At 67.4% G+C, this 14,988-nt stretch carries 13 protein-coding genes and 1 tRNA gene; 6 read left to right on the forward strand and 8 right to left on the reverse strand.

Annotated features, from left to right (window positions below):
• A partial coding sequence (locus OXH60_12270; GenBank protein ID MDE0712895.1) for a hypothetical protein occupies positions 1-420 on the forward strand: 420 nt, incomplete at its 5' end.
• 204 nt (positions 421-624) lie between these two features.
• Here OXH60_12270 and OXH60_12275 read toward each other — a convergent pair.
• Positions 625-948 (reverse strand): hypothetical protein, encoded by a 324-nt coding sequence (locus tag OXH60_12275; protein MDE0712896.1) that lies wholly within the window; start codon positions 946-948, stop codon positions 625-627.
• Here OXH60_12275 and OXH60_12280 point away from each other — a divergent pair.
• The gene (locus tag OXH60_12280) at positions 947-1,255 is read left to right on the forward strand and encodes a hypothetical protein (protein ID MDE0712897.1); all 309 of its coding nucleotides are present in this window, start codon (positions 947-949) and stop codon (positions 1,253-1,255) included. The genes OXH60_12275 and OXH60_12280 overlap by 2 nt on opposite strands.
• Here the strand turns inward: OXH60_12280 and OXH60_12285 are convergent.
• From OXH60_12285 to OXH60_12315, 7 genes are all read right to left on the reverse strand, one after another.
• Positions 1,234-1,689 carry a helix-turn-helix domain-containing protein gene (locus OXH60_12285; GenBank protein ID MDE0712898.1) on the reverse strand — a complete coding sequence of 152 codons (456 nt, stop codon included), beginning with the start codon at positions 1,687-1,689 and terminating at the stop codon, positions 1,234-1,236. The genes OXH60_12280 and OXH60_12285 overlap by 22 nt on opposite strands.
• Before the next feature lie 694 nt (positions 1,690-2,383).
• Positions 2,384-2,473 (reverse strand) — tRNA-Ser (locus OXH60_12290).
• Between the two features lie 198 nt (positions 2,474-2,671).
• Positions 2,672-3,586, reverse strand: coding sequence for a phytanoyl-CoA dioxygenase family protein (locus tag OXH60_12295; GenBank protein MDE0712899.1), 915 nt, complete (start codon positions 3,584-3,586; stop codon positions 2,672-2,674).
• Positions 3,587-3,776: 190 nt separating this feature from the next.
• Positions 3,777-4,637: a TauD/TfdA family dioxygenase gene (locus OXH60_12300; GenBank protein ID MDE0712900.1), complete on the reverse strand. Its 861-nt coding sequence runs from the start codon at positions 4,635-4,637 to the stop codon at positions 3,777-3,779.
• Positions 4,638-4,825: 188 nt separating this feature from the next.
• Entirely contained in the window at positions 4,826-5,671 is an 846-nt protein-coding gene (locus OXH60_12305; protein ID MDE0712901.1) for an RNA methyltransferase, read from the reverse strand.
• Positions 5,668-6,246, reverse strand: coding sequence for a methylated-DNA--[protein]-cysteine S-methyltransferase (locus OXH60_12310; protein MDE0712902.1), 579 nt, complete (start codon positions 6,244-6,246; stop codon positions 5,668-5,670). Before OXH60_12310 ends, OXH60_12305 begins: the two co-directional genes overlap by 4 nt.
• Positions 6,239-6,568 (reverse strand): NIPSNAP family protein, encoded by a 330-nt coding sequence (locus OXH60_12315; GenBank protein MDE0712903.1) that lies wholly within the window; start codon positions 6,566-6,568, stop codon positions 6,239-6,241. The genes OXH60_12310 and OXH60_12315 overlap by 8 nt, the downstream gene beginning before the upstream one ends.
• A gap of 174 nt (positions 6,569-6,742) precedes the next feature.
• Here OXH60_12315 and ppk2 point away from each other — a divergent pair, with 174 nt between their 5' ends.
• The 4 genes from ppk2 to murJ all read left to right on the forward strand — a co-directional run bounded on the left by ppk2 (position 6,743) and on the right by murJ (position 14,983).
• Positions 6,743-7,741 carry a polyphosphate kinase 2 gene (gene ppk2 / locus OXH60_12320; protein MDE0712904.1) on the forward strand — a complete coding sequence of 333 codons (999 nt, stop codon included), beginning with the start codon at positions 6,743-6,745 and terminating at the stop codon, positions 7,739-7,741.
• Positions 7,742-7,892: 151 nt separating this feature from the next.
• On the forward strand, positions 7,893-10,607 hold the full coding sequence (gene mutS / locus OXH60_12325) for a DNA mismatch repair protein MutS (GenBank protein ID MDE0712905.1): 2,715 nt from the start codon (positions 7,893-7,895) through the stop codon (positions 10,605-10,607).
• A gap of 61 nt (positions 10,608-10,668) precedes the next feature.
• The gene (locus OXH60_12330) at positions 10,669-13,416 is read left to right on the forward strand and encodes a [protein-PII] uridylyltransferase (protein ID MDE0712906.1); all 2,748 of its coding nucleotides are present in this window, start codon (positions 10,669-10,671) and stop codon (positions 13,414-13,416) included.
• Between the two features lie 22 nt (positions 13,417-13,438).
• Entirely contained in the window at positions 13,439-14,983 is a 1,545-nt protein-coding gene (gene murJ, locus OXH60_12335; GenBank protein MDE0712907.1) for a murein biosynthesis integral membrane protein MurJ, read from the forward strand.
• Positions 14,984-14,988 lie beyond the last annotated feature (5 nt).

Here is a 14,988-nt window from a genome sequence, read left to right on the forward strand (position 1 = left end):
GACGCGCTGCTGCGCCCGGAGACGGCGCGCGCGCTGGCCGCGGCGCACGACGACGAGCCGGGCCGGCGCACGCTGGCGGCGCGGCTCGGCTACGGCATTGCGCTGTTCGGCGGCAGCTGGACGGGGGTGCCGGAGTTCGGTTTGGCGCTCACGGAGACGAGCCGCGAGTACATCCACGCCTGGCGTCTGCTGGAGGCCCGCGACGCCGGGCTGGTGTTCGGGCTCGACGTCGAGGGTGCGCGGCACGAGCAGCTGGACGGGGATGCGGCGCCCGAGCACCGGGTGGGGCTCGGTCTCGGCTGGGAACTGGTCGGGGCTCGGCGCGGGAACCTGGACCTGCGCTTCGAGGCCTCGCGGCTGCTGCAGGCCCACGACGACCCGGAAAACCGAATCGGGGTCAGGCTCACCGCGCGACGGTAGGTGGCTATGCGCGCGGCTGCGCCGGCCTGCGGGGGTGGTCCGGGAATACCAATCGCGTCCGGGAATCCGACCCACGACGAGCGCATCGAATACCTGGGTTCGGAACGGATCGCTTCGGTAATGCCGTAGCGGCCGTGTCGACAGCGCGTGCCTGCCGCCCGGACGTTGGTGGTGAGGCCGCGCCGGATCCCGGGCGGATGACGGTTACCGACGGAGCAGCGCTTTCCTCTTGAGCTCGTCCCGGTGTTCGTCTGTCAGCGCAGCGAGCCGGAGAAGCCCCTTCGCCGTCAGGTCGCGAACGAACTCCGACGGGGTGAAGGGCGGATTGCTATACGTCTCTCGCAGGGTGCGCAGCACGTCAAGCGCTGCGGAGGGATAGCGGTCGAACGTCGCGGACAGAAACCCGTCGGCAATGATCGCCTTGATATCGAAGCGCGCGAGAGCCTCGGCCGGAAAGTCAGCCAGGTTGTCGGTGACGATGTACTGCGCGGTACTGCGCGCCGCAACGGATGGCCGCCGCCAGGACATGGCGATCGTCGGGATCCGGCAGTTCAAGCGTCTCGATCAATGGCTCGTATCCGGTGACCAGCGCTTCCGCAAAATGCTCGCGCATGGCGCGCCGCTGCGAGCCGACGCTTGGCTCAAGATGCGGCTTTTGTTCGAGGAGGTTCAGCGTCCACTCGTCGAGAATCCGTTCGGTCCATCGCGCCCGGAACAATCCGGCGTGGTGGAAGCGCAAGAGAATGTCTCGCTTGCGGAACGGGAAGAGGACGTTCGCATCCAACAGGGCGACACGGCGGTCCGCGAGATGCATCAAGACGCATCGAACTCCTGACCGAGACGGGCGAGATCGTCGAGCGCGTCACGGCGCGCAGCGTCACGACGGTCGATGTAAGCCATCAGATCGGCGTGCAGGACACGCCGGTGCGCACCAACCGGAACGAACGGGATCGTGCCCGACTTGAGCAGCTTGCTGAGGTGCGGGCGCGAGACACCAAGGATGTCGGCCGCCTGCTGCGTGGTCAGCATCGCGTTGGTGGGGACGAGCGTGACCGTACGGCCCGATGCGACACCGCCCAGAAGATCGAGCACCAGATCGGCGATCGCGGGCGCCAGGCGAACGGCCTCGCCGTCTTCGCACTGAATGGCGAGGACGCTGTTCCCGGCCCGCGCGTCGGCGAGCGCCGTTATCGCTTGCGCTGCACACGCGATCTCGTCCTGCGTTGGAAGACGGTGTGCCAAGTCCGCCGCGTTGGTAGCGTTGCTCATCCCGATCCTCCTCTCCCGTGAAATCCAAGAACCTCGATAGTGGCGTACGGGTCGGCCCCCCAAGTGTAATTTCGAAAATAACAGAAATAAGTGTAATAGCAAGTCCGTTTCAGCCGATGGAGCTCCGGGCTTGACCATCACGCGGAGTTGGAATGTAGGCCGGTGCTCGGCTGCTTCAGACCTGTGCCACAGCTGCCACTTGACCGGCACCCGCCAGGCCGACACGATAGCGCCGTCCGATCAAGCCTTGGCGAGCCGGAACAGCGCGTGACAAGTGATCGGCGGAGAAACTCTCCGCCGGTTCGCGTCGACACCTACGCCTGTCCGCAAGTTCACCTTGTCGATCAGGCTTGGTCGGCCAGTTGAGCGGCACTTGCTGATCGAGTGCCTTCCGGTCGGCGGCGCTCGCCGACACCGCGGTCGTCAATTGGTCAGGCCCTGAGCAACTGGACAGGCGAAAAGGCCTGCACCAGCAGCGCGTTCGACATCCCGTCAGGCAGTCCGAAGAGCGCACCGACAGGGATGAATCCCTTTCAAAACCATCCGATTTGGTCCGGATCTTTTGCAAGCCGAAGATCTAACTCGGTCTTGCTGGAAGCAATAACCATCTGTTGTTACACGAACTACTGGAATCCAGCTCCACGTCAAGCAGCAGAACAAATCAGCAAATCCGCCCCAAAATTGGAAACGGCTATGGCGGAGGGAGAGGGATTCGAACCCTCGATACGGTTTCCCGCATACACGCACTCCAAGCGTGCGCCTTCGACCACTCGGCCACCCCTCCGGAACGGTCCAGCGTAGCGATTCCCGCGATCCACTCAACCGGAAGTCAGGTCGTTCTCGAGCGCGACCGTATCCCTTCACCTACTGACGTCCGAGCTGAGTTCGGAGCAACCGTGGCTGGTACCCTTTACCGGGTTTCGGTGGTTTTGTGCCCGTGTCCGCGACCGAGCGATCAGCGAAGCCCCTGTGAACAGGCCGGTCAGGTCGGGCGGAGGCTGCCTGCCGCGTCCGGATCGTCCTCCCCGGCTTGCGCAGCGAAGATCGACGTGTAGCCGCTCGACCAGTCCGGCGGGATGAGGCACGGGCGCGGGTCGTGATGGGCCCATCTGGCGGGTTGGCCGCGAATGATCTCACCCACGTGTGGAGCGGGCTCCGGGTGCGGTGTGTACGGAAATGCGTCGGCTGACGCGTAGGCGTTCAACAGCAGGGCCCGCCCGTCAGCGCTGCGACTGGGAGGGGATCCGTGCACGGTGCGGCAATTGTGGACCGTGATGGCACCTGCCGCCGCCTCGATGTAATCGGCTCGGGTCACGTCCAGACGCTCCACGTCGCGGTCGTTCAGGCATCCTTTCCACTGACCCTGCTCGTCATACTGATCGAAGAGCTCGCCGGCATGGCTTTCTGGGATGAAGCCCAGCGCTCCGTTGGCAAGGGTCATGTCCTCCAGCAGCAGGCCGATCGTCAGCGGGCTGTAGTTGGTATGCGGATAAAACTGGATGTCCTGGTGCCAGTCCACCTGGTCATGGCCGTCGTTCCATTTGAAATTGAGTTTCGAATGATGAAACACCACGTCGGGCCCGACGAGATCGGCGGCGACGTCAGCCAGTACTCCCGAGGCGATCTCCCAGAACAACAGGTGGTGCTGGTGCGGCCGCCGGAGGCGGCGCAGCCGCGGTGAATCAGCGGAGTGGCCGGGCGCCAGATCGAACACCTCGCCAGAGCGGGTCGCCCGCTTGCTTCGCTCAATAAATTCGTCGACCACGGTCCGGATGGCTGCCAGGTCGCCGGAACCGAACATGGCTTCGACGACGACGTAGCCCTTGCTGAAGTACGACTCGCGCTGGCTCTGGCTGAGCACGCGCGCCTGATGAGAAAGCACTGCTTCAGGAGTCATTTCGATTCGAGCTCCCCGGTCATCCAGCCGTCCACGAATTGGGTGAGGCGGGCCCCGGATACCTTATACAAGCTGGCCGGTACGGGGCCCGGTTTGGCCGTGCATCCCGGTTGCTGCATCGTCGCCGGTCGCCCATACGGTTTCCGTGCGACGGGTCCGAAGGCAAAGGTCGGGCGGCCATTCGGGCGTCTCAGGAGGGTCGGTCGCCCTCGATCTGAATTCGCAGCATGCGTCGCCGGTGCCCGTGGTAATCGTTCAGCGGGTAGTGCAGCGCGGCCCGGTTGTCCCAGAAGGCAAGCGACCCGGCGGTCCACCGGAAACGGGCCGTGAACGGAGCCTGCGACTGATGGGCGAACAGCCATCGCAGCAGCGGCTCGCTTTCGTCTTCGGTCATGCCGTCGAAACGCACCGAATGGGCTCCGTTCACGTAGAGCACCTTGCGGCCGGTTTCCGGGTGGGTCCGCACCACGGGATGCACGGCCTGGAATGTCCGGTCCTGCAATGAGCCCGAACGCGGCGCACGGGTCGCGGAGACGGCGGCCCCGTCCGAACGGTTGACCGCGCGGAGGGGCTCCAGCATCGCCTGCATGCCGGGCGACAGGGCGTCGAAGGCCTGATAGCCGTTGGCGAACAGCGTGTCGCCACCGATCTGAGGCACTTCCAGCGCATACAGGAGGCTCGCCATGGGAGGACGGTCGAGATAGGCGGTGTCGGTGTGCCACAGACCGCCGAAGTTGACGGTCTCGTCCTCGCGCTTGAGCACTTCGATGACATGGGGTTCTTCTGGGACTCCCGCCACCATCGGGTAAGGCATCGGCGTGCCGAACAGCCGAGCGAATGCGGCAAGCTCCCTTGCGCCGAGCGTCTGATCCCGGAAGAAGACGACCAGGTACTGAAGCCAGATTTCCCGGATCGCTTGCACCGTCTGCGGATCGAGCGGCGTCGACAGATCCACGCCGCCAATTTCAGCGCCCAGTGCGCCCGGGAGCGGCCGCACCGTCAACGAGGACCGTTTCGCTCCCTCGGTAAGGGTGTCCTGGCCACCTACCATCGATTCCCTCGCGTACGACGAATCAGGCCGAGCGCCCTGCATTCCGTCCACCGGTGATGCGGCGCATTGTAGTGGGAGAGTTCCGCGCGGCGTGTGGGCGGGTCGGCCAGGGACCCGGACGTCGAGCGCCGTTCGCAGCACCGTAAAAAGCGTGCACCAAGGCTTGCCGAGGCTTCCCGCGGCAGAGTCTACGCCTCCTCCGTGCCGCTGGGCGACCGCCCCCGGCGCCGCAGTTCATACAAGGCGACCGCGGATGCCGCGGACACGTTGAGGCTGCCTTGGTCGCCCCTGATGGGGATGGACACGAGGGAGTCGCAGTTGGCGCGTGTGCCGGGGCGCAGCCCGCTGCCTTCGGCGCCGAGCACGAGAGCGATGGGTGTGCCGGTATCCATTCGCGCCACGGCCGCAGCGAGCGAATCGGGGGACGCGGGCTCGAGGCCCAGGCAGGCGAAGCCCGATGCCCGCAGGATGCCCAGGGCGCGCGCGAAGCGGCGCGCCCGCACGACCGGGACGATCTCCAGGGCACCCGATGCGGCCTTGGCCAGAGACCCCGTTTCTCCCGGCGCATGGCGTTCAGGCATCGCGAGGAACGCCGCCCCGAACGCGGCGGCCGAGCGCAGGATCGCGCCGACATTCTGCGGATCCGTGACGCGATCGAGACAGACAGCGACCGTTCCGGGGCCCGCCGCCCGACACAGCTGCTCGAGGTTCGGCTCGGGCAGCCGGTCGACTTCGATCGCCACGCCCTGGTGCGTGGCATCGGCTCCGACCAGCCGATCGATGTCTTGCCGGGCTCGGGACTCCGGAACCGGGGCGCGCGCGCGCCGCCGGAGCAGTCGGGCAAGCGATTCGGCGAGGCTGCGTCCGGCTTCCTGCGCGACGAGGACCCGATGGAGCCGGCGCTCGGGGTTCTGCAACGCCGCCCGCACCGCGTGGCGGCCGTACAGCCATATGGTGGGCGACGGGGTGCGCAGGCTCCTCGGGCCGTTGCCGGGACGGCTCCTCCGGCGGTTGCCGCGCGGGCGCGTCGTCACGCGGGCTCGATCCGGACTCCCTCGGCTTCGAGCATCGCCCGTTTGAGCGTCGTTCCCCAGGCGTAACCGGCAATGCTGCCGTCGTTGCCGATCACCCGGTGGCAGGGGACCAGCCAGGCGATCGGGTTCGCGCCGTTCGCCTGCCCCACCCATTGCGCGCCGCGGGGGGTCCCGAGATTGCGGGCGAGATCCCCGTAGCTGCGGGTCTCGCCTTTCGGGATCGCGAGCAGCTCGGACCAGACCTGCAGTTGCCGCTCGGTCCCGGCCAGGCGGATGCGCGCCTCGCCGGTCCGGCACAGCGTCGCGGCCCGTCCGGCAAGTGCATCCGGGTTGGCGCGGAACGTCGCCATCGGCCAGCGATCCGCCATCGATCGGAAGACCTCCGCGCGCGTGCCGTCACCGCGGAAAGCGAGTCCCATGAGGTCCTCGGCCTGACAGAACATCAGCATGTCGCCGAACGGTGAATCGAACCACCCGTAGTCGATGACCTGGCCGCGGCCGCGGCGGGCACGCGGTTCGGCGACGGTCTCCCAGGCAATCCGGAGCCGCCCGACCGTTGCCGGATGGTCAGCCACGGCTGGGTTCCGGGAAGAACGCCACCGGCGTCATCAGGCGATTGTCCTGCGCGACGAGCGCTCCCAGCTTTGCGCTCTCGCCCACGTAGGCCTGCCAGTCGGGATCGTTCCACATGGCCGCCCGCTTGGCTTCGCGGTCGCCCGCATTCTCGTAGACCCAGATGTGAACGTACTGGTTGGGGTTGGGCGTCTCCGTGACCAGGTAGGCGAGCGGCGGGCCGAGATGCCGGGTTTGCGGCGCCTTGCCCATCCGTTCATAGAGTTCTAGGTGTTTCTTGATGGTGCCGGGACGGCAGGTGTACGTGCGGACGTCAAGCAGCATGCGGATCTCCGAGATCGGAATCGGGGGTGAGAACGTACAGCGACGGAGCCGGCGCCGATAGGGAAGGGGACGGCGGTCGGCGGAAAGCCCGGCGTTCCGTCCGGTTCCGCGCCGGAACCTGCGTGCCTTTCATTTATACTGGAGCCGAGGAAGATAGGCGGGGTTGTGCCGGTCATGACGGCAGAGCACCAGAGAGCGGGCCCGCAGGATCGCGCGCTGGCGGAAATTGCCAGGGCCGTCACGCAGTCCCAGAACGGGGCCGAGCCGGTGCCGTCAGGCCCCGAGGCGCCGGAGCCGCCGGCCGCACCACCGCCCGATCCGGACCGCGAACTTGCAGCACTGCGGCTGGATCCCAACGCGCGGGCACGGATCTTCCGGGAGGGCGTGTATCCCTACAAGCGCAAGCTTGAGACCTCGGCCTACGAAAAGCAGAAGCAAAAGCTGCAGGTCGAACTGCTGAAGGTTCAGAACTGGGTCAAGGAAGCCGGCGAGAAGGTCGTCGTGGTGTTCGAGGGACGCGACGCGGCCGGGAAGGGCGGTACGATCAAGCGGTTCATGGAGCACCTGAATCCGCGCGGCGCCAGGGTCGTTGCGCTGGCGAAGCCCAGCGAGCGCGAACAGGGCCAGTGGTACTTCCAGCGGTACATCCAGCACCTGCCCACCGTTGGCGAGATCGTCTTGTTCGACCGTTCCTGGTACAACCGCGCGGGCGTCGAGCGGGTCATGGGCTTCTGTACCGGGCGCGAATACCTCGAGTTTCTGCGGCAGTGTCCGCAGATCGAGCGCATGCTGGTCAACAGCGGGATCCGGTATTTCAAGTATTGGTTTTCGATCACGCGTACCGAACAGCGACGGCGCTTCGATTCACGGATGAAAGACCCGCTCAAGCAGTGGAAACTCTCGCCCATTGACACCGCGTCGATCGACAAGTGGGAGACCTACACGACCGCCAAGGAAGAGATGTTCTTCTATACGGATACGGCTGACGCCCCGTGGACAGTCGTGAAGTCCGATGACAAGAAGCGTGCCCGGATTGCATGCATGCAGCATTTTCTCTCGACGCTTCCTTACCCGGACAAGGACCCGGACGTCGTGCAGGGTCCGGATCCGCTGATCGTCGGCCCCGCGACGAACGTTGTGGCGCTGGATGCGCCTCTGCCGGGAAAGCCCTGACCCCATCGACAGATCAATTGTCGCCGAAGCCACCGGGGTGCGGCGGCGTGTTCCCGGTGCATGTGAAAGCGTTCGGCAAGGACCGGCCAAGGCCCGCCTGTCGGGTCTGGATCGGGCGCTTGATGATGGTCCGGCGTGGTAGGTTTTTCAGGTGACCCAACTGACGATTTCGGCCTTCGACGTGGCCTCTGAGACCGAGTCCCGCGACCGCGGCGCAAAGGGTCTCACGCCGATGTTCCAGCAGTACTTCGCGGTCAAGGAGCAGCATCCGGGCTGCATCCTCTTCTTCCGGATGGGCGATTTCTACGAACTCTTCTTCGAGGATGCGGAGAAGGTCGCTGCAGAACTCGACATCGTGTTGACCACGCGTGGCGTGAGCGAGGGCGAGCCGGTCCCGATGTGCGGGGTCCCGGCGCACGCGAGCGAGAACTATCTGGCCCGCCTCACGCGCAGGGGTTTCCGAATCGCCGTGTGCGAGCAGGTGGAACGTCCGGAACAGGCCCGGCGGCGCGGGCACCGTGCCGTCCTCAAGCGGGAAGTGGTGCAGGTGGTGACCCCCGGCACCGTGGTCGACGAGCACCTGCTGGAAGCTCGCGAGAACAGCTTTCTGGCGGGGCTGGCGCAGATCAGCTCCCAGCTGGCCGTGGCCTTTGCGGACATCTCGACCGGGGAAGTGGAAGTGGAGGCGGTGGACCTGGAAGGTCTGGAGGCCGCGCTGGCGCGAGACGGCACCCGGGAGATCATCGTGGCCGATGCGCTGGCGCGCCAGCCCGAGATCCAGGCTGTCCTGGAGGCGCACAACGCCGTGGTCACCGAATTGCCGGCGGCCCGTTTTACGTTCGAATCCTCGGAACGCCGAGTCCGGGAGCACTACCAGGTGCTGGCGCTGGATGCCTTCGGCGCGTTTACCCGCGCCGAGGTCACGGCCCTTGGCGCCGTGTTCGACTATGCGGAGCTTACCCAGCAGGAAAGCCTGCCCGTATTCCTGCCGCCCCGACGGGTGGAGCCGGACGGATATCTCGGGATTGACGCGGCCACGCATCGCAATCTGGAACTGACCCGCTCGCTCGCCGGCGCCCACAGCGGATCGCTGCTGGAGGCCGTCGATCGCACCGTGACCGCTGCCGGAGCGCGCCGCCTGGCCGGCGATCTCGCCCGGCCACTGACCGACTGCGATCGCATCGCCACGCGCCACGACCGGGTCGAGTGGCTGGTCGCCGAGGAAGAGGTTCGGACCCGGGTGCGGTCAGACTTGCGACGGGCTCCGGACAGTGCGCGGGCGCTGTCGCGCATCGCCTTCAGACGCGGCGGGCCCCGCGACCTTCGGCACATCGCAGACGGCTTGGCCGTGGCGGCGGACGTACGGGCGCAGTTCATGGGCAGCGAACGCCCGCTGCCCCTCGGCCTGCAGGAAGTCTTCGAGGCTCTGGACGGGGAGGCGGGCCTCGCGGCACTGCTCGGCCGCGCCGTCGAGGTGGACGCGCCGCGTCTGGTGCGCGAAGGCGGTTTCGTGCGGCCCGGCTTCCGGACAGACCTCGACGAGCAGCGCGCTCTTCGGGACGAGTCGCGGCGGTTGATCGCCGCCATGCAGGCAGAGGAGCGCGAGTCGACGGGGGTGCACACGCTCAAGATCCGGCACAACCGGGTGCTGGGCTACTTCCTCGAGGTGCCGTCCGGCCAGACCGAGAAGCTCAAGGCCGGCGACGCGGCCGGCCGATTCCAGCTTCGCCAGACGTTGGCCGGCGCGTCCCGCTTCATGTCGCCCGAGCTTGCCTCGCTCGCCGAGCGGATCGAACTGGCCGGCGACCGGGTCCGGGCCATCGAGGAGCAGGTGTTCGCCGAACTCTCCGAACAGGTGCTGGCCCGGAGCGAGCCGGTGCAGCGGATCGCCAGGGCGTTGGCCGCGCTCGATGTTGCCCAGGGGTTCGCTGAAATCGCCCGGGAACGGAACTACGTGCGTCCGGCCATGCATCCGGATACCCGCTTTCGGGTGATCGGCGGCAGGCATGCGGTCGTGGAAGCCGCCGTCGACGGGACGTTTGTCACCAACGACTGTCAGCTCGACGACACTGAACGAATCTGGCTGGTGACCGGTCCGAACATGGCAGGCAAGAGCACCTTTCTTCGCCAGAACGCCTTGATCGTCGTGCTGGCGCAGGCCGGCGGCTACGTGCCGGCCGAGACTGCCGAGATCGGCGTGGTCGACCGCCTGTTCAGTCGCGTGGGCGCCGCCGATGACCTGGCCCGCGGCCGGTCGACCTTCATGGTCGAGATGGTGGAGACGGCTGCCATCCTCAATCAGGCGAGTCCCCGGTCGTTCGTCATCCTCGATGAAGTGGGCCGGGGCACGGCCACCTTCGACGGTCTCTCGATCGCCTGGGCCACGGTCGAGTACCTGCACGGGCGCAACCGGTGCCGGTCGCTGTTCGCCACGCACTACCACGAACTCACACAGCTGGCCGAGCGCCTCGACGCCCTGGCCTGCCGGACACTGCGTGTGCGCGAATGGAAGGGCGAGGTGGTGTTCCTCTATGCCATGGTCGAGGGGATCAGTTCCCGCGCCTACGGGATCGACGTCGGCCGCCTCGCCGGTCTTCCGGGCCAGGTCCTGGACCGGGCCAGACAGATTCTGGCGCGCCTCGAGGCCGAGGGCGGCACCGTGCGCGGCGCCACGCTGTCCGCGCTGCCGCCGCCGACCGAGCCGCAATCCGATCCGGTCGCCGACCTCCTGGATGGCGTCGACCCGGATTCGCTGTCCCCGCGAGGCGCCCTGGAACTCGTCTATCGACTCGTGGAATTGCGGCGGAATGGGTATAAAACGGTATCGAACTCGGGAGACAGCGCCGGCTCAACGTCGCCGAACTGACGGCGGAAATGGGGGTTTCGGTCCCCGTGCGGAGCGGGGTCGTAGCTTGAGATGAGCGGTCATGGATATCGCTGAGCCGAGAAAAATCATCGCTCGGCGCACGCTGGTCGCCGAGGCGGAAGCCCTGCGCGAACAGGCCGACGGGCCGGAGGCTTGGCGGCAGGAGCTGGCCGGTCTGCTGCGTGGCGCCGTCGCGGCCGGACGGGACGAAATTCAAGCTCGTTTCCGGGACAGCGGACACGGCCTCGCAACGGTCCGTGAACACGCATTCCTGCTCGACCAGGTGCTGGCATTCCTGGTGGACGGAGCCCGCACGGGCGCCTTGGTGGACGACGCGGTCGTCGATGACCTGGCGGTGCTCGCGGTGGGCGGATACGGACGCCGGGAGGTCTGCCCACACTCGGACGTCGACGTGCTGTTCCTCACGAGCACGCAGCCGGGGCCGGCAACCCGGGACTTGATCCAGTTCATCCTGTACGTGCTCTGGGATCTCAATTTCACCGTCGGCCACGCCGTGCGCAGCGTCGATGAATGCGTGCGCGCCGCTCGGTCGGACTGGACCATCGCCACGAACCTGCTGGACCAGCGCTTCGTGTACGGCAACCAGAAGACGGCCGGACGGTTCCGGCGGCAATTCCGGACCAAGGTCGTTGAGCGCCTCGGCGCCGCGTTCGTGCGGGCCAAGGTGCTGGAGCGGGACCGGCGTCACATCCGCATGGGCGATACGCGCTACGTCAACGAACCCAACCTGAAGGAGGGGAAGGGAGGCCTCCGCGACCTTCATCTGCTCCGCTGGATCGTCCAGATCCTGTACGGCAGGGACGACATGCGCGTGGCCGTCGAGCACGGCCTGTTCTCCGAGGCCGACCGGGTTGCGTTCGAGCGCGCATTGCAGTTCCTGCTCTCGGTGCGCTGCCACCTTCACTTCGAAAGCGGGCGCGCGGAAGAACGCGTGATGTTCGACCTGCAGCCGCCGCTCGCGGAGCGCATGGGTTACCGGGACCGCCCCGGCGCCAACCGCATCGAGCGGTTCATGAAGCACTACTTCCTGACGACCAAGCGCGTCGGCGAGATTACCGGGGCCGTGCTGTCCAACCTGCGCGAGCAGCGTCGGGCCCGGTCGATGTTTGGTTGGCTGCGCCTTCCCGCCCGGAAGGTCGAAGGATTCGAAGTGCGGAACGGCGAAATGGTCCTGCCGGACGCCACCGTCTTTGACCGCTTCCCGATCGAAATCCTGAAGACGTTCCGGGTGGCGGCCGAGCACGGGTTGCTGCTGCATCCGGCGTTGCGCCGCGAACTCCAGGCGCGGGTCCGCCTGATTGACGGTCTCCGTGCCGACGTCGAGGCCGGGGGCGTGTTCCTTGATCTCCTGGCCTCGACCAACGACCCGGAACCGGTACTTCGCCAGATGGCGGAGACGGGCGTGCTGGGCCGCTTCGTTCCGGACTTCGGGCGCGTGGTCGCCCAGACCCAGCACGACATGTACCACGTCTACACCGTCGACGAGCACACGATCCGCGCCGTCGGCATGCTGTCGGCGATTGAGCGGGGAACCGCTCCGGACGATCTCGCGCGGGTCTCGCGCGTGGCCCGCAACCTCCAGTCGCGCCGGGTCCTGTACCTGGCCGTGTTCCTGCACGACATTGCGAAGGGAAGAGGCGGCGACCACTCGATTCTCGGGGCCGAGATCGCGCACGAACTGGGCCCCAGGCTGGGGCTGGACGCCGAGGAGACCGAGACGGTCGCGTGGCTGGTGCTCGAGCACCTGTACCTGTCCGGGATGGCGTTCAAGCGCGATGTGCAGGATCCGCAGACGGTCGCCGACATCGTCGCCCACATTCAGTCGCCGGAACGCCTGCGGCTTCTCTACGTGCTCACGGCCTGCGATATCGCCGCGGTCGGTCCAGGGGTCTGGACGAGGTGGAAGGCCGATCTGCTCGAGGAAGCGTTCGACATGGCGCTCGCCGTCATGCAGGGGGCGAGTCTGAAAGACACCCACGACGAGCGGATCGAGCAGACCATGGAAGGGTTCCGCGCCCTGATGACGGACTGGCCGGCGGCCGATGTCGATGCCTTCGTCCAGCGCTGCCGGGCGCACTTCTGGGCCGTGCACGACTCGGACACCCTCGCGCGCATCGCTCGCGCCGTCCGTGCGGCCGATCAGGCCGGCCGCCCCCTGGCCCTCGATTGGCACGTCCGTGCCGGCGGCCGCACGGCGGAAATCACGGTCTACGCCCCGGATCAGCGCGGTCAATTCGCGCGGATCGTGGCTGCCATCACCCTCGCCGAGGCGAGCGTCGCCGACGCCAAGGTCATGACGTCCCGCGACGGCATGGCGATGGACACCTTCCTGATCGAGGCGCAGAGTGGCGCCGCCTTCGACGACCCGCGGCGGATCAAGACGCTGCTCGCCTCGATCGAGAAGTTCATCCGAGACGCGCCCGACGTCGCGCACATTCTCCACGAGGTACGGCCCCGTTTCCGCAGCCGGACCGACGTGTTCCGGGTCGCCCCGCGCGTGCGTGCCGACAACGATGCGAGCGCCACCCGTACCGTGATCGAGATCGAGGCGCGCGACCAGCCCGGACTGCTGCTGGCCATCGCGGGAGCACTGCTCGAGCTGGGGGTTTCCGTGTCGGGCGCCCGAGTATCGACGTTCGGCGAACGGGCGATCGACGTGTTTTACGTGCAGAACGGTTTCGGCGGCAAGATCACCGAAGGCGCCGAACTGGAGCGGGTCCGTCAGCACCTGCTCGGGGTCCTGTCCGCGATGCCCGGAAACGCCGTCACGGATCCGAAGGCTGCCTGAGCCCGCGCCGGGAATTCGGCGCATGTTCGCCCCCGTCGTCACTGTCGGGGGACTGACGCTCGCAAGCCGCGCCCTCGGTCTCGTCCGGGACCTCCTGATCGCCGCCGCCCTTGGTGCCGGCCCCCTTGCAGACGCGTTCTTTCTGGCACTCAGGCTCCCGAACCTGTTTCGGGCGCTCTTTGCCGAGGGCGCATTCTCGGCGGCGTTCGTGCCGGTGTTCGCCGCCCGACTCGAGCAGGAAGGCCCGGATGCCGCCCGCGCCTTCGGCGCCGCCGTCGCTTCCGTGCTGCTGATCGTGCTGGTTCCCTTCACGCTGCTCGCCGAATGGCTCATGCCGACGGTGGTCGGGGTGCTCGCGCCGGGGTTTCCGGAGACGGGGGAGCGCTTCCAGGCCGCGTTGTCGCTGGCACGCATTACCTTTCCCTACCTCGCCCTGATCACGATGACGGCGTTCTTTGCGGCCGTTCTCAACGCCATTTTCCGGTTTGCCGCGGCCGCCGCCGCGCCCCTTCTTCTCAACCTCTCGCTGATCGGCGCGCTGCTGCTGGCGGCCGGGTGGTTCGAAACGCCGGCGCATGCCCTGGTCTGGGGCGTGCTGGTGGGCGGCGTGGCACAACTCGCGCTGGTCAGCGTGGATTGCTGGCGTGCCGGCATGCCGATCCTCCCGGGCCGGCCGCGGCTCACGCCGGAACTCCGGAAGTTCGGGCGCCTGATGGTGCCCGGCGTGATCGGCTCGGGCGTGACCCAGTTCAACGTCGTGATCGGCACGATGTTCGCCAGCGTCGTGCCCGGCGCGGTCGCTTGGCTGAACTATGCGCACCACCTTGTGCACCTGCCGATCGCCGTGGTCGGCCTCGCCGTCCGGACCGCCCTGCTCCCCGCGCTCTCGCGGCGCCTGCACGGCGCCGGCGCGGCGACGGGGCAAACCGAGCAACAGCAGGCCACGGCAATCGCACTGGGCCTGTCGGTGCCGGCGGCGGTCGGCCTGTGGGCGGTGGCGGAACTTGCGATCGAGGTGCTGTTCGAGCGCGGGTCGTTTACCCCGGCGGACACGGTTGCGACGGCGGCGGCACTCAGGGCCTACGCGTGGGGGCTGCCCGCAATGGTGCTGGCGCAGGCTCTGGTCGCGTCGTTCTTCGCCCGCTTCGATACCTCCACGCCGGTAAAGGTCGCCGGCGCCGCGATGCTGGTGAACGTCGCGTTCATCGTGCTATTGATGCCGACGCTGGGGCATGTCGGGATCGCGCTCGCGCAATCAGTGTCGGCGTGCGCGCAGGCGGGCCTGCTTACCGTGCTGGTCGTGCGACGGGGCTACGCCAGGATCAGTCCGGAATCCGTTGGCAAGGGAGTCCGGGTCGTGCTGGCTGCCGCTCCACTCGCCGCCCTGGCGTACGTGGCCGATCCCTTGCGCTCCGAGTTCGCTGCGGTCGGACCGCTCGCCGGCGCCGCGACGCTTGTGGCGCTGGTGACGAGCGGGGTGGCGGGATTCGCGGTTCTGGCACTCGCCTTCGGCGTGGTGCGCCGCGAGGACGTGACGGCGGCGCTCCGGCGGTTTCGCTCCCGATGATCGGG

Source organism: Rhodospirillales bacterium, from assembly GCA_028824295.1.
Classification (GTDB): Bacteria; Pseudomonadota; Alphaproteobacteria; order TMED109; family TMED109; genus VXPW01.

Coding starts and splice junctions, on each gene's coding strand:
- OXH60_12280 (MDE0712897.1), top strand. CDS start 947: ATGGCGATCGTCGGGATCCGGCAGTTCAAGCGTCTCGATCAATGGCTC.
- OXH60_12275 (MDE0712896.1), bottom strand. CDS start 948: ATGTCCTGGCGGCGGCCATCCGTTGCGGCGCGCAGTACCGCGCAGTAC.
- OXH60_12285 (MDE0712898.1), bottom strand. CDS start 1,689: ATGAGCAACGCTACCAACGCGGCGGACTTGGCACACCGTCTTCCAACG.
- OXH60_12295 (MDE0712899.1), bottom strand. CDS start 3,586: ATGACTCCTGAAGCAGTGCTTTCTCATCAGGCGCGCGTGCTCAGCCAG.
- OXH60_12300 (MDE0712900.1), bottom strand. CDS start 4,637: ATGGTAGGTGGCCAGGACACCCTTACCGAGGGAGCGAAACGGTCCTCG.
- OXH60_12315 (MDE0712903.1), bottom strand. CDS start 6,568: ATGCTGCTTGACGTCCGCACGTACACCTGCCGTCCCGGCACCATCAAG.
- ppk2 (MDE0712904.1), top strand. CDS start 6,743: ATGACGGCAGAGCACCAGAGAGCGGGCCCGCAGGATCGCGCGCTGGCG.
- OXH60_12330 (MDE0712906.1), top strand. CDS start 10,669: ATGGATATCGCTGAGCCGAGAAAAATCATCGCTCGGCGCACGCTGGTC.
- murJ (MDE0712907.1), top strand. CDS start 13,439: ATGTTCGCCCCCGTCGTCACTGTCGGGGGACTGACGCTCGCAAGCCGC.